The 17,944-nt window shown below is 67.2% G+C and carries 16 protein-coding genes; 5 read left to right on the top strand and 11 right to left on the bottom strand.

What is annotated here, in order from left to right; genetic code table 11:
* Positions 1-14: 14 nt before the first annotated feature.
* The 7 genes from E1832_RS20380 to E1832_RS20410 form a co-directional block, all read right to left on the bottom strand.
* Complete coding sequence (locus E1832_RS20380) at positions 15-506, bottom strand: cupin domain-containing protein (protein ID WP_133361628.1); 492 nt, start codon at positions 504-506, stop codon at positions 15-17.
* Positions 507-653: 147 nt separating this feature from the next.
* Complete coding sequence (locus tag E1832_RS20385; protein WP_133361629.1) at positions 654-893, bottom strand: HP1242/YdcH family protein; 240 nt, start codon at positions 891-893, stop codon at positions 654-656.
* A 135-nt stretch (positions 894-1,028) separates the two neighbouring features.
* A complete protein-coding gene (gene betC / locus E1832_RS20390; protein WP_133361630.1) occupies positions 1,029-2,537 on the bottom strand; it encodes a choline-sulfatase in 1,509 nt (502 codons plus the stop codon).
* Positions 2,534-3,109, bottom strand: a complete 576-nt coding sequence (gene betI, locus E1832_RS20395; RefSeq protein WP_133361631.1) for a choline-binding transcriptional repressor BetI — start codon at positions 3,107-3,109, stop codon at positions 2,534-2,536. The genes betC and betI overlap by 4 nt, the downstream gene beginning before the upstream one ends.
* A gap of 88 nt (positions 3,110-3,197) precedes the next feature.
* Positions 3,198-4,232 carry a DUF1036 domain-containing protein gene (locus E1832_RS20400; RefSeq protein ID WP_133361632.1) on the bottom strand — a complete coding sequence of 345 codons (1,035 nt, stop codon included), beginning with the start codon at positions 4,230-4,232 and terminating at the stop codon, positions 3,198-3,200.
* Between the two features lie 62 nt (positions 4,233-4,294).
* Positions 4,295-5,212: a DMT family transporter gene (locus E1832_RS20405; protein WP_245514070.1), complete on the bottom strand. Its 918-nt coding sequence runs from the start codon at positions 5,210-5,212 to the stop codon at positions 4,295-4,297.
* A gap of 42 nt (positions 5,213-5,254) precedes the next feature.
* Positions 5,255-5,851 carry a LysE/ArgO family amino acid transporter gene (locus tag E1832_RS20410; protein ID WP_133361633.1) on the bottom strand — a complete coding sequence of 199 codons (597 nt, stop codon included), beginning with the start codon at positions 5,849-5,851 and terminating at the stop codon, positions 5,255-5,257.
* A gap of 95 nt (positions 5,852-5,946) precedes the next feature.
* Between E1832_RS20410 and E1832_RS20415 the strand changes: the two genes are divergently transcribed.
* Positions 5,947-6,831, top strand: a complete 885-nt coding sequence (locus E1832_RS20415) for a LysR family transcriptional regulator ArgP (protein WP_133361634.1) — start codon at positions 5,947-5,949, stop codon at positions 6,829-6,831.
* Positions 6,832-6,864: 33 nt separating this feature from the next.
* Positions 6,865-7,554 carry a nitroreductase family protein gene (locus E1832_RS20420; RefSeq protein ID WP_133361635.1) on the top strand — a complete coding sequence of 230 codons (690 nt, stop codon included), beginning with the start codon at positions 6,865-6,867 and terminating at the stop codon, positions 7,552-7,554.
* A gap of 79 nt (positions 7,555-7,633) precedes the next feature.
* On the opposite strand, the gene E1832_RS20425 is transcribed toward E1832_RS20420, so the two are convergent.
* On the bottom strand, positions 7,634-8,374 hold the full coding sequence (locus E1832_RS20425) for a YebC/PmpR family DNA-binding transcriptional regulator (protein ID WP_133361636.1): 741 nt from the start codon (positions 8,372-8,374) through the stop codon (positions 7,634-7,636).
* A 105-nt stretch (positions 8,375-8,479) separates the two neighbouring features.
* Between E1832_RS20425 and E1832_RS20430 the strand changes: the two genes are divergently transcribed.
* Positions 8,480-10,261, top strand: coding sequence for an SLC13 family permease (locus tag E1832_RS20430; protein ID WP_133361637.1), 1,782 nt, complete (start codon positions 8,480-8,482; stop codon positions 10,259-10,261).
* Positions 10,262-10,291: 30 nt separating this feature from the next.
* Here E1832_RS20430 and E1832_RS20435 read toward each other — a convergent pair whose 3' ends face one another.
* The gene (locus E1832_RS20435; protein WP_133361638.1) at positions 10,292-10,612 is read right to left on the bottom strand and encodes a DMT family transporter; all 321 of its coding nucleotides are present in this window, start codon (positions 10,610-10,612) and stop codon (positions 10,292-10,294) included.
* Positions 10,613-10,845: 233 nt separating this feature from the next.
* On the opposite strand from E1832_RS20435, the gene E1832_RS20440 reads away from it, so the two are divergent.
* Positions 10,846-12,501 carry an FAD-binding dehydrogenase gene (locus tag E1832_RS20440; RefSeq protein ID WP_133361639.1) on the top strand — a complete coding sequence of 552 codons (1,656 nt, stop codon included), beginning with the start codon at positions 10,846-10,848 and terminating at the stop codon, positions 12,499-12,501.
* Between the two features lie 82 nt (positions 12,502-12,583).
* Here E1832_RS20440 and E1832_RS20445 read toward each other — a convergent pair whose 3' ends face one another.
* Positions 12,584-13,759, bottom strand: a complete 1,176-nt coding sequence (locus tag E1832_RS20445; protein ID WP_133361640.1) for a TPM domain-containing protein — start codon at positions 13,757-13,759, stop codon at positions 12,584-12,586.
* Between the two features lie 200 nt (positions 13,760-13,959).
* On the opposite strand from E1832_RS20445, the gene E1832_RS20450 reads away from it, so the two are divergent.
* Positions 13,960-16,137 (top strand): sterol desaturase family protein, encoded by a 2,178-nt coding sequence (locus E1832_RS20450; RefSeq protein ID WP_133361641.1) that lies wholly within the window; start codon positions 13,960-13,962, stop codon positions 16,135-16,137.
* Here E1832_RS20450 and E1832_RS20455 read toward each other — a convergent pair.
* On the bottom strand, positions 16,058-17,836 hold the full coding sequence (locus E1832_RS20455; protein ID WP_133361642.1) for an SLC13 family permease: 1,779 nt from the start codon (positions 17,834-17,836) through the stop codon (positions 16,058-16,060). The two genes, E1832_RS20450 and E1832_RS20455, sit on opposite strands and share 80 nt — an antisense overlap.
* Positions 17,837-17,944 lie beyond the last annotated feature (108 nt).

The raw sequence follows: 17,944 nt of genomic DNA on the forward strand, positions 1-17,944 counted from the left end.
CCCGGGCGGCGCGGTCATTTCTTTCCCACGCTTCCGCCCGGATGGTCGATCGCGCCCTGATCGACCAGATCCCAGGGCATCCCGTCATTGCGATAGATCCGCTTGCCCAGCCGGGGATAATCGCCGACGTCGTGCGCCAGCCGCTCGCCCACCACGATACAGCGCAGAACCTCGTCGCCGGTGTTGGTGATCGAATGCGCCAGCCCGCCCTTGCGATACCCCAGAAAATCGCCGGCCTTGATCTCCACCGCCTCGTCGCCGTGATAGGCCGTGCCCCGGCCGGCCAGCACATAGACGCATTCGTCCTCGAAGTGGTGCATGTGATGCTCGGTGGTGTCAAAGCCCGGCGCGACCTCGATGATGTGGAACCCCAGCCCGGTCAGGCCGGTCGCATCGCCCAGTGACTTGTTGATGCGCTGCGCGTTCGGGTTGAGGAAATGGGTCTTGTTCAGCCCCTCCATCGCCTCGATGTCCTCGCCGGTGATCAGATATGTGTCGCGGCCCATCGCCAGCCTCATTCGTTTCAGACTCCCTGGCGGCAGCCTAGCCGATGACGCGGCCTGCGGACAGGGGGCACCCGGCGCGACGCGGCGGGCAAACGAAAAAAAAGGGGGCGCCGAAGCGCCCCCTGCACATCCTGCGGATGGATCGGTTCAGGCCTTGGACAGGATCGCCCAGATCTGGTCCTTCAGCGCCGCGCGGGCCTTGCGCATCTCGACCTCGGCCAGTTCCTCGACCGGCTCCACGTTGGTCTCGGCGCGGTGCACGGCGCGGTTGATCTCGTGGTACTCGTCCGCAAGCTTGGCGAAATGCGCGTCGCTCTGCTTCAGCTCGCTGATCATCGCGGCCTGTTCGGGGAATTCCTCGGCCAGTTCGTGGGGGGTATGGGTCATCTGTTCGCTCCTTGAATATCGCGTTGCGCTATACCCTATGGGGCGCCCGTGTCCACCACATTGACGCGGATCAATCGCCCCCGGCCCCGGCATGTTTTTTCAGGGCATGCGCGCCCGGCCCCGCCCGGTCCCGCCTCACTCCCCGCGCGGAAAGCGCTGGCTCTCTTCCAGATCGTTCAGGTCCATGTGATTGCGCATGTAACGCTCGGAGGCCTTTTGCAGCGGCTGATAATCCCAGGGGTAATATCCCCCTTGCCGCAGCGCCTCATAGACCACCCAGCGGCGCGCCTGGCTGGCGCGCACCTCGGCGTCGAATCTGTCCAGATCCCAACGCGCCTCGGACTTGGCCCGCAACGTTTGCAGGGTGCCGGCGTGCTCCGGCGCCCCGGCCAGGTTGGTCAGTTCCTGCGGGTCCGCCTCCAGATCGAAGAGCTGGTCGGGGTCCAGCGCGCAGCGGTTGTATTTCCACTTGCCATAGCGCAGCGAGACCAGCGGCGCACAGGAGGCCTCGGCGGCATATTCCATCGCCACCGGGCTGCTCCGTTCCCCGCCCTGCGCCAGATCCACCAGGCTTTCGCCATCGGTCCAGGGGGCAAGCTCATCCATCGGCACACCCGCCAGCGCGCCCAGGGTCGGCGTCACGTCGAGGGTTGAAACCGGCGCGTCGATCCGCCCCGCGGGCAGGTCCGGCGCGGAGATCATCAGCGGCACGCGGGAGGAGCCGTCGAAAAAGCTCATCTTGAACCACAGTCCGCGCTCGCCCAGCATGTCGCCGTGGTCGGAAACAAAGACGACGATCGCCTCCTGCTGCGTGTCCTCCAGCACCTGAAGTATCTGGCCGATCTTGTCATCGAGATAGGAGATATTGGCAAAGTACGCGCGGCGCGACCGGCGGATGTGATCCTCGGTGATGTCGAAGCTGCGCCAGTCATTGGCGTCGAAGATGCGCCGCGAATGGGCGTCGTGATCGGCGTAGTCCATTGCCGGCACCTCGGGGGTGAGATGCGCGCAATCCTCATAGAGATCCCAGAACCTCCGCCGCGCGACATAGGGATCATGCGGGTGGGTGAAACTGACCGTCAGCGCCCAGGGACGGTCATCCTTGCCGCGCGCCAGATCGTAGAGTTTCGCGGTCGCATTGTACGCAACCTCGTCATCGTACTCCATCTGGTTGCTGATCTCGGCCACCCCGGCCCCGGTGACCGAGCCCATGTTGTGATACCACCAGTCGATCCGCTCGCCCGGCTTGCGGTAATCGGGCGTCCAGCCGAAATCGGCGGGGTAGATATCGGTGGTCAGCCGCTCCTCGAACCCGTGCAGCTGATCGGGGCCAACGAAATGCATCTTGCCCGAAAGGCAGGTGTAGTAGCCCGCCCGCCGCAGGTGGTGGGCATAGGTCGGAATGTCGCTGCGGAACTCGGCGGCGTTGTCGTAGACGCCGGTGCGCGACGGCAACTGCCCGGACATGAAGCTGGCCCGCCCCGGCGCGCAGAGCGGCGAGGCGGTATAGGCATTGGCAAAGCGGGTCGAGCGCGCCGCCAGTGCCTTCAGGTTGGGCGCGTGCAGCCAGTCGGCGGGTCCGTCCGGAAACAATGTCCCGTTCAGCTGATCGACCATCAGGATCAGGATATTGGGACGGGTCACGACCGCCCCCCGCTGCACAGCCCCCTGAGCACCGACAGCGCCTGCGCCAGCGCGTCCTCCGGGCTGAGGCCCGGGTCCAGCGCGGCGCGGATGTAGAGCCCGTCGATCAGCGCGCCCAGCGTATCGGCCGCCGCCTCCGGTCCGGCACAATAGGGGCGCAGCGCGTGGATCAGGTTCGACCGCAGCCGCCGGTGATAGATCTGCCAGAGCCGCAGCGCCTCGGCGTTCTTTTGCGCCATGCCGTAAAAGCACATCCAGGCGCCGACCGCCTCGGGCGTGAAGCTGGAGCGCGAGAAGCTGGCCCGCACGATGGCGGCGGCGCGGTCACGGGCGGCGGCGCCATCGAGTTCCCGCCGCACGTCGACCGCGAAATCCGCCAGAATGCGGCGCATCGCGGCGAGAAAGATCTGATCCTTACCGCCGAAATAGTGATGCGCCAGCGCGCTGGAGACCCCGGCGCGCCGGGCGATCTGGCTGACGGTCACATCCAGCGTGCCCGCCTTGCCCAACTCGGCGATGGTGGCGCGCACCAGCGCCTCGCGGCGGATCGGTTCCATTCCCAGTTTCGGCATCGCGCCCTCGCATGTTGGATAGCGGACCGACGCTAGTGATCGTGTGCTGACCCGTCAATCAAGAACCCGCACCGCCCGCTCCGGCGGCCTAGTCGAGCTTGCGGAATTCGTGGAAATTCGCGCGCGGCAGATACATCAGCAGCATGTTGAAGGCGCCCAGTTCCTCGATCGAATAGCACATGACATCGCCGGTTTCCTCGTCCATCCGCACCAGGATATTACCGCCATCGAAATGCTCGCAGGTGTCGCGCATGCTGAGGTATTCCCGCGCGCCAAAGGCCCCGTCATAGATATTCTCCAGCTCCGAGCCGATGATGTTGAACTGTGAATTGGGATCGTCGACCGAATACCAGGTGCCCTGCATCCGGCTCAGGGTATTGTCCCAGGTGTCGTAGGCGCGCGGGATCACCCGGCGCAGCACGATGTCCGCGGTGCGGTCATGAATCGCCTCGAGATCGCCGCGCACCTCAATCGGGGTGCCGGGCAGGTAGGTGCGCATCGCCCGAAACACCCCGGCGGGCGTCCGGCCGTCATCGTAGACAAAGAATTTTGTGCCGTCGGCGTGAAAGGTGCAGAACGGCGCCTCGGTCTCGCTGACGCAGTCCTGGAACAGCGCAGCGCCCGAGGCATAGGGCTCACCCCAGGTGCCGGGGGCCTCGGCGGGGGCCGCCGCCTCGGCCCGGGGGGCGGCGGGCGGCGCGGCCTCGACCGGTTCCGTCACACTCACCGCATCGGTGAAGGAGAAGCTGAAATCGCGCGCGTCGCCGGCGTCGATCTGGCGGAATCCCGAATTGGTATAGCCGCGGTCGGCGCAATTCTTGTCGCCCTCGATGGTAAAGGCCGAGGTCCGGGTGCAGAATCCATAGCCCTCATGTTCGAACCTGCGGCCCTTGGCCAGCAACCGATAGTAGAAAAACCGGTACTTCAGATCGCCGCTGATCACAGTCGCGCATTTGCCCGGATCGATGTTCCACCACCCCTCGGACATCCATTGATCGCCGGACTTGTAGCCGACGGCGACCGAATGGCGCGCGCTGGCCTCGTTGCACAGCCGCAAATCGGCCAGCGCCGGCCCCGCGGCCAGACCGCAAAGCACTGCGATCGCTGTTGAAAACGCCTTCATCCTACCCCCCTGAGACCCTCGCGGCTCAGGTTAAGCGGCGGCGCGCGGCGCTGGCAACCCTCTCAGACCTTGGTCGCCGGCGTGATCGGGGTGATCGAGCGGCGCCGCACCACCGCCTCCCGCCAGGTGATGAAGGTGATCGAGGCCAGGATCAGCCCGCCGCCGAACACCACCCAGACATCCAGCGATTCGCCGAACACCGCGGCGCCCAGCAGCATGGCCCAAACGAGCTGCAGGAAGGTGACAGGCTGGGTCACCATGATCGGGGCGGCGCGCAGGGCCAGGGTCATGGTGAAATGCCCGGTGGTCGCAAAACAGGCCACGGCAAACAGGATCGCCAGTTCGTGCAGGTTGGGCGCGACCCAGACCGCGGCGGCAAAGGGGGCCAACCCCGCAGTCACCCAGATCGACAACATGCCGACCACGACGGACGGGCTGACCTCGTCGGCCAGAACCTTGGCCAGCAGGTAGGAGCCGCCGAACACCGTCGCAGTGCAGATCATCGCCAGGTGGCCGGGCGACACCTCACGGAAACCTGGGCGCAGGATGATGATCGCGCCGACCAGCGCGACGGTGACGGCGGCGATGCGGCGGATCGCCAGTTTTTCGCCCAGGAACACCGCCGCGCCGATGGTGACGAAGACCGGCGAAAGGTAGTTGAGCGCGGTCAGTTCAGCCAGCGGGATCTGCGTCATCGCGAAAAACCACAGCATCACCCCGCCCGCATGCAGCACCCCGCGCAACGCGAAGAGGCCCACGAGGCGGCCGGTGAAGCGGGTGTTGAGCATCGGCCGCAGCATCGGCAGCAGAAACACCAGACCCAGCGCATAGCGTAGAAAGGCGGCCTCGGCCGCCGGGATGCGCGGCCCCAGAAACTTGACCAGCGCGGTCACCGCAACAAAGCAGAGGCCCGTGAACAGCATCCACAGGATGCCTGCAACGGGCCGGGCCGGGGCGGGGTCAAGACGCGGATGTGACATGTCCCGACGGTTCAACACCCAATCCGCGCGGCGTACAACCCGTCACATGAGAATTAGTTTCGCCGCGATCGCCCACATGGTCAGCCCGATCCCCGCGTCGAGCGCCTGCCAGGCGCCGGGCCGGGCCAGCAGCGGCGCCAGCAGCCGTGCGCCGTACCCTAGGGCGACGAAAAAGGTAAGGCTGGCGGTGACCGCCCCGGCGCCGAAACCGATCCGGTCATCGTACTGGGCGGCGATCGAGCCGACCAGCACCACGGTATCGAGATAGACATGCGGGTTCAGCCAGGTCAGGGCCAGCAGCGTGGCCAGCGTCCGTGGCAGCGCATACCCAGCCCCCGGCTCCGTGGTGAGGCCGGAGCCGCCCCGCCAGGCCGTGCGCAGGTTCAGCGCCCCGTAGCAGATCAGGAAAGCCGCGCCGCCGAACCGCATCAGCGGCGAAAACCAGGGCAGCGCCTGGGCAAGCCGCCCCATCCCGGCGACCCCGGCGGCGATCAGCACCGCATCCGACAGGGCGCAGGTGAGAACGACGGCAAGCACATGCTCGCGCCGCAGCCCCTGGCGCAGGACAAAGGCGTTCTGCGCGCCGATGGCGAGGATCAGCGAGAAGCTGAGGGCGAAACCGGGGAAAAAGGCGGTCAAACTGTACGCTCCGTGAACTGGGTCGTCCGGGTTTGACTAGGCCGGGCAAGCGGCTTAATCCAGTTAAAGTTTTTGCACTGAGTTTAGTCAGTCTAATGCAATTCGACGCCCCCCATCTCGCCGCCCTCGCCGCCGTGCTGCGCCACGGCGCCTTCGAGGCCGCGGCCGCCGATCTCGGCGTGACCCCCTCGGCGGTGTCGCAGCGGATCAAGGCGCTGGAAGAGCGGGTCGGCGTGGCGCTGGTCAACCGCGCGAGTCCCTGCACCGGCACCCCCGCCGGGTCGCGCCTGGCCAAGCACGCCGAAGATGTTGGGCTGTTGGAGGCGCAACTCAGCCGCGACCTGGCGCTCGATGCGGCGCCGGGGCCTGCGCGGCTGCGGTTGGCGATCAACGCCGACAGTCTGGCAACCTGGTTCGTGGACGCAATGGCGGCGGTGCCCGACATGCTGTTCGATCTGGTGATCGACGATGAGGAACACAGCGCCGACTGGCTGCGGCGCGGTGCGGTGAGCGCGGCGGTCTGCGCCCTGGGCCGGCCGGTGTCGGGCTGTGATGCCCACCCGCTGGGCGCGCTGCGCTATGTCGCCACCGCCAGCCCGGATTTCATGGCGCGCTGGTTTCCCGGCGGCGTGACGGCGCAGGCGCTGGCGCGCGCGCCCTGCCTGACCTTCAACGCCAAGGACGGGTTGCAGCGACGCTGGATCGAACAGGCGACCGGCGCGCGTCTGGCCCCGCCGACGCATTTCCTGCCCTCCTCAACCGCCTTTGTCGCCGCAGCCGAGGCGGGGCTGGGCTGGGGCATGAACCCGCTGCCGCTGGTGGAGGGGGCGCTGCGCGCGGGGCGACTGGTGCCGCTGCGTCACGATCAGGTGATGGATGTGCCGTTGACCTGGCAGCATAGCCGGGCGATGACCGGGGCGCTGGAGCCGGTCACCCGGGCGGTGCGCGCCGCCGCACGGGATGTGCTGGTGCCCGCCTGAGAGCGGGCCTGAGACATGGAGGGAGGAGACCGGATGTTCGCCAAAGAGACGCTGAGCTATCGCGCCTTGCCGCTGCCAGACCGCAGCGAGATGACCGACGCCGAGATGATCGCCGCGGCGCGGGCGTTTTACGACACCATGCGCCGGCGACATTCGGTGCGCGATTACGACCCGCGCCCGGTGCCGCGCGAGGTGATCGAGGCCTCGATCCGCACCGCCGGCAGCGCCCCCTCGGGCGCCAATCACCAGCCCTGGCATTTCGCCGCGATCTCCGACCCGACACTGAAGGCGCGGATCCGCGAGGAGGCCGAGGAGGAGGAAAAGCGCTTCTACGAGGGCGGCGCGGGCGACGAGTGGATCAAGGCGCTGGAGCCGATCGGAACCGACGCGAGCAAGCCGCATCTGACCGTCGCGCCCTGGCTGATCGTGGTCTTTGCCCAGCGCTGGGGAGAGTTCGCGGACGGCACCCGCTACAAGAACTACTATGTGCCGGAAAGCGTCAATATCGCCACCGGCTTTCTGCTGGCGGCGCTGCATCATGCCGGGCTGGCGACGCTGACGCATACGCCCAACCCGATGAAATTCCTGAACGACGCTCTGGGGCGGCCGGCCTCGGAAAAGCCGACGATGATCATCGCCATCGGCCACCCGGCCGAGACCGCCACCGTGCCCGAGGTCGCCAAGATCAAGAAGCCGCTGGACGAGATCGCCAGCTTTTTCTGAGGCGGCCTGCCTGGCGGGCCACGCAGAACACAAAAGCCGCCCCGAAGGGCGGCTTTTTTAATCTCCCGGGCAGAACCGCTCAGAGCTGTTCCATCACCTCGTCGGTGGCCTCGAAATTGGTGGTGACGCGCTGCACGTCGTCGTCATCCTCCAGCGCCTCGACCAGCTTCATAAGCTTTTGCATGCCCTCGAGGTCCATTTCGGTGGTGGTGGTGGGTTTCCACACCAACTTGGTGCTTTCGCTTTCGCCCAGATCCGTCTCCAGCGCGGTGGCAACCTCGTTCAGGTCGGTGTCGGCGCACCAGACGATATGGCCGTCTTCGGAGCTTTCCACGTCCTCGGCGCCGGCCTCGATCGCGGCCATCATCACCGTGTCGGCGTCGCCGACAGAGGCCGGATAGCTCACCTCGCCCTTGCGCTCGAACATGAAGCCGACGCTGCCGGTCTCGCCCAGGTTGCCGCCGTTCTTGGTGAAGGTGGAGCGCACGCTGGAGGCGGTGCGGTTGCGGTTGTCGGTCATCGCCTCGACGATCACCGCGACGCCGTTCGGGCCATAGCCCTCATAGCGGATTTCCTCGTAATCGTCGCCCTCGCCGGCCTGCGATTTCTTGATCGCGCGTTCGATCACATCCTTGGGGACCGATTGCGACTTGGCCTCTTTCACCGCCAGCCGCAGGCGCGGGTTCTTGTCCGGGTCGGGGTCGCCCATCTTGGCCGCAACGGTGATCTCTTTGCTGAGCTTGGAAAACAGCTTGGCGCGAACGGCGTCCTGACGCCCCTTGCGGTGCTGGATATTTGCCCATTTTGAGTGGCCGGCCATTGTGCATCCTCGTGCTGATTGCTGGGTTGGCGCCCATATAGCCGCTTGCCCCGCCCCTGTTCAAGCGGCGCTTGCCCCTGCCCCGTCAACGGGTAAGCTGAGGCAATGACATCCGACCAGATCCTCCTGTTCGCCCTGTTCTTCGCCGTCTTCGTCCTGCTGCTGTGGGGCCGGTTCCGCTATGATCTTGTGGCCTTCGGGGCGCTGCTGGTCGGGGTGGTGCTGGGCATCGTGCCGGCGGAAGAGGCGTTTGCCGGCTTTGGCCATCACGCCACCATCATCGTGGCGCTGGTGCTGGTGGTCTCGGCAGGGCTGATGCGCTCGGGCGCGGTGCAGCTGATCACCCGCACGGTGATCGACAGCACCCGCTCGGTCAGCCATCACATTGCCTTCATGGGCGGGCTGGGCGCCGTGCTGTCGGGGTTCATGAACAATGTCGCCGCGCTGGCGCTGCTGATGCCGGTCGACATTCAGACCGCGCGCAAGGCCAAGCGGCCGCCGGGCAGTACGCTGATGCCGCTGTCCTTCGCCACCATCCTGGGCGGGATGGTCACGCTGATCGGCACGCCGCCGAACATCATCATCGCCGCGATCCGCGAGGAGCAGCTGGGCGCCTCGTTCCGGATGTTCGATTTCGCCCCGGTGGGCGGGATCACGGCGGCGGCCGGGCTGATCTTTGTCACGGTGGTGGGCTGGCGGCTGATCCCCAGGAGCGCGCGGGAGAGCGACCCGGCGGCGCAGCTGCGCGAAACCTCGGCCTATATCGCCGAACTGGCGGTGCCCGAGGGCAATGGCTGGATCGGCAAGCGGGTGAGCGATCTGCACGATACGGCGGATGAGACCGATGTGACGATTCTCGGGCTGATCCGCGGCGGCCGCCGCCGCTATGGCAGTTCGCGCGACACCGATCTTCAGGCCGACGACATCCTGATCCTGGAGGCGCAGCCCGACGCGCTGGACACGTTCCGCTCGACCCTGGGGTTTTCCTATACCGACGCCGATCGCCGCGACGTGATCGAGGGCGATGCCGAGGGGCTGACCCTGACCGAGGTGGTGGTGCCGCGCGACGCCCGCATCGCCGGGCGCTCGGCGCTGGCGGTGGGGCTGCACTGGCGGCAGCGGTCGGTGATCGTGGGCATTTCCCGCCAGGGCCAGCGGATCACCGAACATCTGCGCCAGGCGCAGATCCAGCCGGGCGATATCCTCTTGCTGCTGACGCCGGCGGATTCGGGGCGCCAGGTCGCCAGCTGGCTGGGCTGCCTGCCGCTGGCCGAACGCGGGCTGGCGATCACGCAGGAGAGCAAGTCGTGGCTGTCGATCTGGCTGTTCGCCGCCGCCGTTCTGCTGGCAAGCCTCGGCTGGATTTCGCTGCCGGTGGGGCTGGGGCTGGTGGTGGTGGCCTATGTGCTGACCGGCATCGTGCCGCTGTCCGAGCTCTACGATCAGATCGAATGGCCGGTGGTGGTGCTGCTGGGCTCGATGATCCCGCTGGGCAAGGCGCTGGAGGCGAGCGGCGGCACCGAGATGTTGGCCGGGCAGTTGGTGACGCTGACCGGCGGGCTGCCGGCCTGGGCGATCCTGACGGTGCTGATGGTGGTGACCATGTCGCTGTCGGATGTGCTGAACAACACTGCCACCACCATCGTCGCCGCCCCGGTCGGTATCGAGATGGCCCGCGCGCTGGGGGTCTCGCCCGACCCGTTCCTGATGGCGGTCGCGGTGGCGGCCTCCTGCGCGTTCCTGACGCCGATCGGGCACAAGAACAACACCCTGATCCTCGGCCCCGGCGGCTATCGCTTTGGCGATTACTGGCGCATGGGTCTGCCGTTGGAGGTGCTGGTGATCGCGGTGTCGATCCCGGCGATCCTGGTGTTCTGGCCGATGTGAGCTGCGCGGCGGCGTCGCGGCCCACCGCCCTCAGGGGGTTGAGGACAGTTTCATCAGGACGATGCCGCCGAGGATCAGCAGCGCCGCGATCGCCCGGCCGGCGCTCAGCTGTTCGCCAAGGAACACGACCCCGACGAGGAAGGCCCCGAGCGCGCCGATGCCGGTCCAGATCGTATAGGCCGTGCCGAGCGGCAGCGTTCTCATGGAGACCGACAGCAACGCGAAACTGCAGGCCATGAAGGTCAGGGTTCCCACGGTCGGCCAGAACCGCGTGAACCCGAGCGATTGTTTCATCAGGAAAGACCAGACGATTTCGGTCAGCCCGGCGAGAAAAAGAAGCATCCAAGGCATGCTGCATCCTTTGTTTTCAATACGCCGGGCCGTCCCGGACCTGTCGCCCCGTTCGGGGTGAGGTCGTTGCCTTCGGCGCCTGCCGTACAGCATCGGCCGCGGGCGCGCAAACCGCCCGGCGCGCGCCGCCACCCGGCCGGGGCGCAGCGACCCCACGTCAACCGCCCCCGGCGCCGTTGCCCCATCGCGCCCCGCCGCTCTAAGCTGGTTGAAACAGGGAGAGGGCACAGGCCATGGACAGCGCCGATGCAATCGTGGTGGGGGGCGGGCTGGCCGGGCTGGCCGCCGCCGCCGAACTGGGGGATCGCGGCAAACGGGTGATCGTGCTGGACCAGGAGCCGGAGCGGTTCCTCGGCGGACAGGCGTTCTGGTCGCTGGGCGGGCTGTTCATGGTGGACACCCCCGAGCAGCGGCGGATGGGCGTACGCGACAGCCGCGATCTGGCGCTGGGCGACTGGATGGGCAGTGCCCAGTTCGACCGGAGCGAGGATGCCTGGCCGCGCAAATGGGCCGAGGCCTATGTCGATTTTGCCGCCGGCGAGATGCGGCCCTGGCTGCGGGCGATGGGGCTGCGCTGGTTCCCGGTGGTCGGCTGGGCCGAGCGCGGCGGCGCCTATGCCACCGGTCACGGCAATTCGGTGCCGCGGTTCCATATCACCTGGGGCACCGGCCCCGGCACGCTGGCCCCCTTTGTGCGGCGGGTGCGCGAGCATGTGGCGGCGGGGCGCATCGCGCTGAAATTCCGCCATCAGGTCAGCCACATCATCCTGCAGGGCGGCGCCGTTCGTGGGGTCTCGGGCGAGGTTCTGGCCCCCGACAGCGCCACGCGGGGCGCAAGGACCAACCGCGACGAGGTCGGCGAGTTCGAGGTCTATGCGCCCTCGGTCATCGTCACCTCCGGCGGGATCGGCGGCAACTTCGACCTGGTCCGCCGCGCCTGGCCGGGCGACCGGCTGGGCGAGCCGCCGAAGACCATGATCGCGGGCGTGCCAGCGCATGTGGACGGGCGGATGATCGCCGTCGCCGAGGCCGCCGGCGGCCATGTGATCAACGGCGACCGGATGTGGCATTACACCGAAGGGGTGCGCAACTGGGATCCGATCTGGCCCGAACATGGCATCCGCATCCTGCCGGGGCCGTCGTCTTTGTGGTTCGATGCCACCGGCCGCCGTCTGCCGCCGCCCTGCCTGCCGGGGTTCGACACCCTTTCCACCCTGCGCGAAATCCTCGGGACGGGGTACGATTACAGCTGGTTCGTGCTGAGCCAGAAGGTGATCGAAAAGGAATTCGCGCTGTCCGGGTCGGAGCAGAACCCGGATCTGACCTCGGGCAGATGGGGCGAGGTGATCCGCGCGCGGCTGTTGTCGGGCGGCGGCGCGCCGGCGCCGGTCGAGGCGTTCAAGAAGCATGGCGCCGATTTCGTCGTGGCCGACACGCTGGATCAGCTGGTCGCCGGCATGAACAAGCTGGGCGAGGTGCCGCTGGATCCCGGCGCGCTTTACGCCCAGATCGCGGCGCGGGACGCGCAGGTGGACAACCCGTTTTCCAAGGACGCGCAGATGATGGCGATTCTGGCCGCGCGCAACTATCGCGGTGACCGGCTGATCCGCACCGCGAAACCGCACCGCTTTCTAGATCCGGCGAACGGGCCGCTGATCGCGGTCAAGCTGCATATCCTGACACGGAAAACGCTGGGCGGGCTGCAGACCAATCTCGACAGTCAGATGATCGGCGCAGACGGGCAGCCGGTTCCGGGCCTGTTCGCGGCCGGAGAGGCGGCCGGGTTCGGTGGCGGCGGCTATCACGGGTACAACGCGCTGGAAGGGACGTTCCTGGGCGGCTGTATCTTCTCCGGGCGCAATGCGGGGCGGTCGGAGGTGGTGGCCTGAGAGCCCCTGCGCGCATCCCGCAGAGCGAGCCGCGCAGAGAGCTTAACGGTTCGGGTCAGGCGCCTGTCACAAGGTTTCCTGGCTACCAGCGTCCGCTCGCGCCCCCCCCAGAAGACGAGCCGCCGCCGAAGGAGGAGCGGCTGGAGCCGGAGGAGGATTTCGAGACCTTGGGGATCGTCCGCAGTTCGGTATCGTGATAGCCGCAGTGCTTGCAGTCATAGGTCAGCCGTCTCTGCCCGGTGCTGCTCGTGGTGGCCGCCCGCAAGACCTCTGTCGTGGTCGAGAGCGTGTGATAGTTGCATTTCGGACAGGCGCCGTAGCCGGAAAACCAGTTGCGGTAACGCAGGATGTCCATATGGGCGCAATTCGGGCAGGCCCAGACATCGTAATCCACCGATTTCAGAAACTCCTCCAGCGTCTGGCCGCCGTCGAGATGTTCGTCGTCGGCCTCCTCGCCCATGCGCTGCATCAGCGTGCCGCACTCGGGACAAGGGCGCGGCCGGCGGCGCAGATAGCGGCGCAGCCAGAAACCGCCCGCCGCCAGCGGCGCGGCGACGAGCCCCCACAGCCAGTTGCCCAGCGCGCCGAGCTGGCGGAAGATCCAGCCCCAGCCCTGAGCAAAGGTGCCGGCGTCATAGGTGCCGGGGTAATGGCCGGTGATCTCATATATGGTCTCGTCCACCCCGGTCTCGATCCCCGCCTGATAGGCGTCATCGCGGAAATCGGGGAGGAACCCGTCGTCGATCACCCGCTGCATCCGCGCATCCCAGGATGGGTCATAGCCGGACCCGATCTCGATCCGCATGTTGCGGTCATAGCGCGAGACCAGCACCAGAACCCCGTCGTTGCGCGCCGCGTTACCGATGCCCCAGGCGTTGAACAGCGCGGTGGCGAAGGGCTCGATTGGGCCGTAATGGCCGTAGTCGCTGAGGCTGGGAATGGTCAGGACCGTCATCTCGATGCCGGTGCGGTCGTATAACCCGATCAGATCGTCGCGGATGCGCGTCTCGGCCCCGGCGTCCAGCAGATCGGCATAATCGTTGACGTAGACATCGAGATAACCCGGCAGGCTGCCTCCGGCGGGGTTGGGCAGCGTTTCGGCCTGCGGCGCGGTAAAGCCCGCCGGCGACTGGGCCGGGGCGCCGGGCAGATCGCCCCGGCGCGCCACCAGCAGCCCGGCGCCATAGCCCAGCGCCAGCCCAAGGGCCACCACCAGCGCGGCGATGAGTCCGGCGATCCTGAGGTCATGTCCGGTCATCGGCGGGCTCCTTCAGTCCAGCGCTCATCCTGCGCCGCGCCGGCACAGTAGCAGCGCGCCGGCACCGGTCCACAGGGGAAAAACAACGGCGTGGAATCATCGCCGCGGGATCGGCTGCCCACGCCTGGCCCACAATCACGCCATGATCTGGCCCGATTGCCCCGCTAGCCTGCGGCTAAGGACAAAGCGGGACCAGGTCCATGGAGATCATTATCGCATTCGGGCAGTACCTGCTAAGCTTGCCGTTCAGCATGCAGGTCCGGGTATCAGCGTTCTACCTTTGCTGCACCGTCGTTCTGGCGGGCGCGATCTGGCTCGCGCGCGGGCGCCCGGCGCCGTTCCTGTCCTGGCTGCTGCCGCGCGCGGTCTACCGGCACCGCTCGAACCTGCTGGATATAGGCCTGTTTCTGACCCACAATCTGGCCAGTTTTCTGGGCGTCTTCGGGGCGCTGATGTTCACCCCTGCGGTGGCGCATTGGGTGCTGGGCCTGCTGGGCGGCGCCGCAGAGGGCGGGCTGCCGATCACCTGGGGCCGCAGTCTGGCGGCCACGGTGCTGATCGTGATGGCGTCGGATTTCTGCAAATACTGGGCCCATCGCATCCACCATGAATGGAAGCTGCTCTGGCCGTTCCACGCGGTGCATCATTCGGCGGACGTGCTGACGCCGCTGACGGTGATGCGGGCACATCCGGTTGAATCCATCGTCCGCAACCTGCTGATCAGCGGGTTGGTCGGCGTCGTGCAGGCGCTGATCCTGGTGTTGCTGGTGGGGCGGATCGACCTGGTGACCATCGCCGGGGCCAATGCGCTCTATTTCCTGTTCAACACGCTGGGGGCCAACCTGCGCCACAGCCATATCTGGCTGAGCTACGGGTATGTGCTGGAGCATATCCTGATCTCGCCCGCCCAGCATCAGGTGCACCATTCGGTGGACGTCAGGCACCACGACAAGAACTATGGCGCGATCTTCGCGCTATGGGACTGGATGTTCGGCACGCTCTACGTGCCCCGCAGCCGCGAGACGCTGACATTCGGCATCGCCGACGCCGCGGGGCAGCGGACGGAGCAGCCCCACCAGACGCTGGGACAGGCGCTGTTCAAACCCTTTGCCGAAAGCTGGGAGGCGCTGAGCGCCCGGCTGCCCCGGCGCAACGGCGCGCCGCTGGAGGACGCGATGACGCCGGGATTCTCGCTCTGGCTCGACACGCTGCGGGCGGCGGCGGCGCTCTGCGTTCTGTTCGGGCATATGGCGCATATCCGGTTCACCGGCGGCGACTACTATTTTCTGCGCGAGATCAACATCGCATCGGACGCGGTGATCGTGTTCTTCGTGCTCTCCGGCGTGGTGATCGCCTATACCGCCGGGCGTGACGGGTCGCTGGGCCGCTACGCCTTCAACCGCGTGACGCGGCTGTACTCGGTGTTGATCCCCGCGCTGGTGCTGACGCTGGCCTTTGACGCCATCGGCACGCGCATCGACATGAGCGCCTATCCGGCGGATTACTACGGGGTGCTGCCACTGTGGGAGTTTCTGGCGCGCGGGCTGAGCTTTTCCAACGAGTGGCAGGGGCTGACGGAGCGGGTCCGGCTGGGCACCAACGGGCCGCTCTGGTCGCTGAGTTACGAGGTCGGGTTCTACATGCTGTTCGGCGCGGCGCTGTTCCTGCGTGGGGCGCTGCGCTGGGTGATGCTGGCGCTGATCGCGCTGGTGGTGGGGCTGCCGGTGCTGGCGTTGCTGCCGGCCTGGCTGATGGGCGTCGCGGTCTGGTCGCTGGGCGGGCGTCTGGCGCGGATCGCCCCGGCGCGGGCCTGGCCGCTGGCGCTGCTGCCGGTCGGCTGCCTGATCCTGCTGAAGATCGCCGGGCTGGACCGTCTGCTGACGCTGGTGACGATCCATGCGCTCGCGCCGGTCAGCCATCACGCCCTGCTGGCCTATTCGGACGAGGTTCTGTGGAACACCGTGATCGGCGCCTGCGTGGCCCTGCACCTGCTGGGGGTCCGCCACATCGCCGATGGTCGCGCCAGCACGGTGCCGGGGATCGCCGCGCGCACGGTGCGCTGGGTCGCGGGCGCCAGTTTCTCGATCTACGTGGTGCATTACCCCACGCTGCACCTGCTCGACGCAACCCTGCCCGAGACGCTGCCCGGCTACGACCTGTGGCTTCTGGGGCTGACGCTGGGCACCTGTTTTGCCTTCGCGGCGCTGTTCGAGCGCCCGCTCAAGCGCATCCGCGCCCTGTGCACGCCGCTTTGGGTGGCAGCGGCGCGGGCGCTTGCCCCGCGCCGGGCCCGCGCCGCTAGAGCGGCCAGATCAGCGGGATCAGGATCGAGGCGAGGATCCCCACCGTCAGGTTCAGCGGGATGCCGACGCGCATGAAGTCGGTGAACTTGTAGCCGCCGGGCCCATAGACCAGCATGTTGGTCTGATAGCCGATCGGCGTTGCGAAACTGGCCGAGGCGGCGATCATCACCGCCACCACCAGCGGGCGCGGGTCGATCCCCATCGCGCTGGCCAGTCCGATGGCAATCGGGGTCACCACCACCGCCACCGCGTTGTTCGACACCAGTTCGGTCAGCACCGAGGTCAGAAGATAGATCGCCCAGACCACCAGGAAGGGCGGCACGCTGCCCAGGTAGGGGGAAATGGCCTCGACGATCAGACGTATCGCGCCCGAGCTTTCCAGCGCCGCGCCGATGGCGAGCATGGCAAAGATCAGCGCCAGCAGGCGTCCGTCGACAAAGGAAAACGCCTCGTCCGCGTCGATGCAGCGGGTCAGCAGCACGACGGCAACCGCCAGCACCGACAGGAACAGGATCGGCGCCACGCCAAAGGCGGCCAGCGCGACGATGCCGATCAGCGCCGCGATGGCGATCGGCGCATGACCGCGCCGGAACGCCCGCGCCGAGGGATGCGAGACATCGACCATCTCCATCTCGGCGGCGAGCCGCTGGATGTCGCCCGGCGCCCCCTCCAGCAGCAGGGTGTCGCCCACCCGTACCACCAGATCGTCGAGCTGACGGCCGATGTTCTGGTTGCGGCGGTGCACCGCCAGCACATAGACGCCGTAGCGACGCCGCAGGCGCATGGCCCCCAGGCTGCGCCCGATCAACTTGCAGCCCGGCGAGATCAGCGCCTCGACCGTGGTGGTCTCCACCGCCGAGATCTGGTCGACGCGCTTGAGCTCCTTGTTGCGCTGCAGGCTGAGCAGTTCGGTCATCCGAGTCCGCAGCACCACCCGGTCGCCCACCTGCAACACCACCCCCTGGAGATCGCGGCGCAGCGACTGATCGCCGCGAATGACGTCGATCAGCCGCACGCCGTCGCGCTGAAACAGCTGCACCCCCAGAACCTCGCGTCCGATCAGGTTGCTTTCGGGGGGGATCACCGCCTCGGTGAAGAATTTCATCCTCGATTTGTCGCTGAGCAGGTTGGCCATGCTGTCGCGCTCGGGCAGCAGGCGCGGCGCGACAAAGCGCAGGTAGATCATGCCATAAGCCGCCAGCGCCAGGCCCAGCGGCGTCACCTCGAAGATCGAGAAGGCCGGCAGCCCGTGGCTGCGCGCGACGCCATCGACCAACAGGTTGGTCGAGGTGCCGATCAGCGTCAGCGTGCCCCCCAGGATTGCGGCGTAGCTGAGCGGAATCAACAGTTTGCTGGCCGAAACGTCGAGGGTGCGGGAGATCTGGATGAACACCGGGATCATCACCACCACCACCGGCGTGTTCGACACCACGGCCGAGGCCAGAAGGACAAAGCCGATCAGCAGGGCGATGGCGAAGCGCGGCCGCGTGCTGGCCTGGGTCTGGGCCAGGCTGGTAAAGGCGTCGAGCGCGCCAGTGCGCACCAGCGCGCCCATGATGATGAACATCGCCGCGATGGTCCAGGGCGCCGGGTTGGCCAGCACCGGCAGCGCCGCCTCATAGGGAAGCACGCCGGTGACCAGCATCGTGGCCACGCCGCCGATGGCGACAACCTCGGTCGGAAAGATCTCGCGCAGGAACAGCACGAACATGCCGGCGACAATGATCAGGGTCAGAAAAGCGCCAGCGGTTTCCGACAGGACAAAGAACGGCATGATATGTGCTTTTTCGCTTCAACCAGGGTGGCCCGGATCGGACCGGCGCCCACTTTCACCGATCGTGCCGGGCGGAGCAAGCGGTTCATGGCGTCGCAGGGGCCGAAA

The organism is Antarcticimicrobium luteum, assembly GCF_004358185.1.
Taxonomy (GTDB): domain Bacteria; phylum Pseudomonadota; class Alphaproteobacteria; order Rhodobacterales; family Rhodobacteraceae; genus Antarcticimicrobium; species Antarcticimicrobium luteum.

Bases quoted from the DNA above. Each gene is read 5' to 3' on its own strand.
- E1832_RS20380 (WP_133361628.1), bottom strand. From the start codon at position 506: ATGGGCCGCGACACATATCTGATCACCGGCGAGGACATCGAGGCGATG.
- E1832_RS20385 (WP_133361629.1), bottom strand. From the start codon at position 893: ATGACCCATACCCCCCACGAACTGGCCGAGGAATTCCCCGAACAGGCC.
- betI (WP_133361631.1), bottom strand. From the start codon at position 3,109: ATGCCGAAACTGGGAATGGAACCGATCCGCCGCGAGGCGCTGGTGCGC.
- E1832_RS20400 (WP_133361632.1), bottom strand. From the start codon at position 4,232: ATGAAGGCGTTTTCAACAGCGATCGCAGTGCTTTGCGGTCTGGCCGCG.
- E1832_RS20405 (WP_245514070.1), bottom strand. From the start codon at position 5,212: ATGTCACATCCGCGTCTTGACCCCGCCCCGGCCCGGCCCGTTGCAGGC.
- E1832_RS20415 (WP_133361634.1), top strand. From the start codon at position 5,947: ATGCAATTCGACGCCCCCCATCTCGCCGCCCTCGCCGCCGTGCTGCGC.
- E1832_RS20420 (WP_133361635.1), top strand. From the start codon at position 6,865: ATGTTCGCCAAAGAGACGCTGAGCTATCGCGCCTTGCCGCTGCCAGAC.
- E1832_RS20425 (WP_133361636.1), bottom strand. From the start codon at position 8,374: ATGGCCGGCCACTCAAAATGGGCAAATATCCAGCACCGCAAGGGGCGT.
- E1832_RS20430 (WP_133361637.1), top strand. From the start codon at position 8,480: ATGACATCCGACCAGATCCTCCTGTTCGCCCTGTTCTTCGCCGTCTTC.
- E1832_RS20435 (WP_133361638.1), bottom strand. From the start codon at position 10,612: ATGCCTTGGATGCTTCTTTTTCTCGCCGGGCTGACCGAAATCGTCTGG.
- E1832_RS20440 (WP_133361639.1), top strand. From the start codon at position 10,846: ATGGACAGCGCCGATGCAATCGTGGTGGGGGGCGGGCTGGCCGGGCTG.
- E1832_RS20445 (WP_133361640.1), bottom strand. From the start codon at position 13,759: ATGACCGGACATGACCTCAGGATCGCCGGACTCATCGCCGCGCTGGTG.
- E1832_RS20450 (WP_133361641.1), top strand. From the start codon at position 13,960: ATGGAGATCATTATCGCATTCGGGCAGTACCTGCTAAGCTTGCCGTTC.
- E1832_RS20455 (WP_133361642.1), bottom strand. From the start codon at position 17,836: ATGCCGTTCTTTGTCCTGTCGGAAACCGCTGGCGCTTTTCTGACCCTG.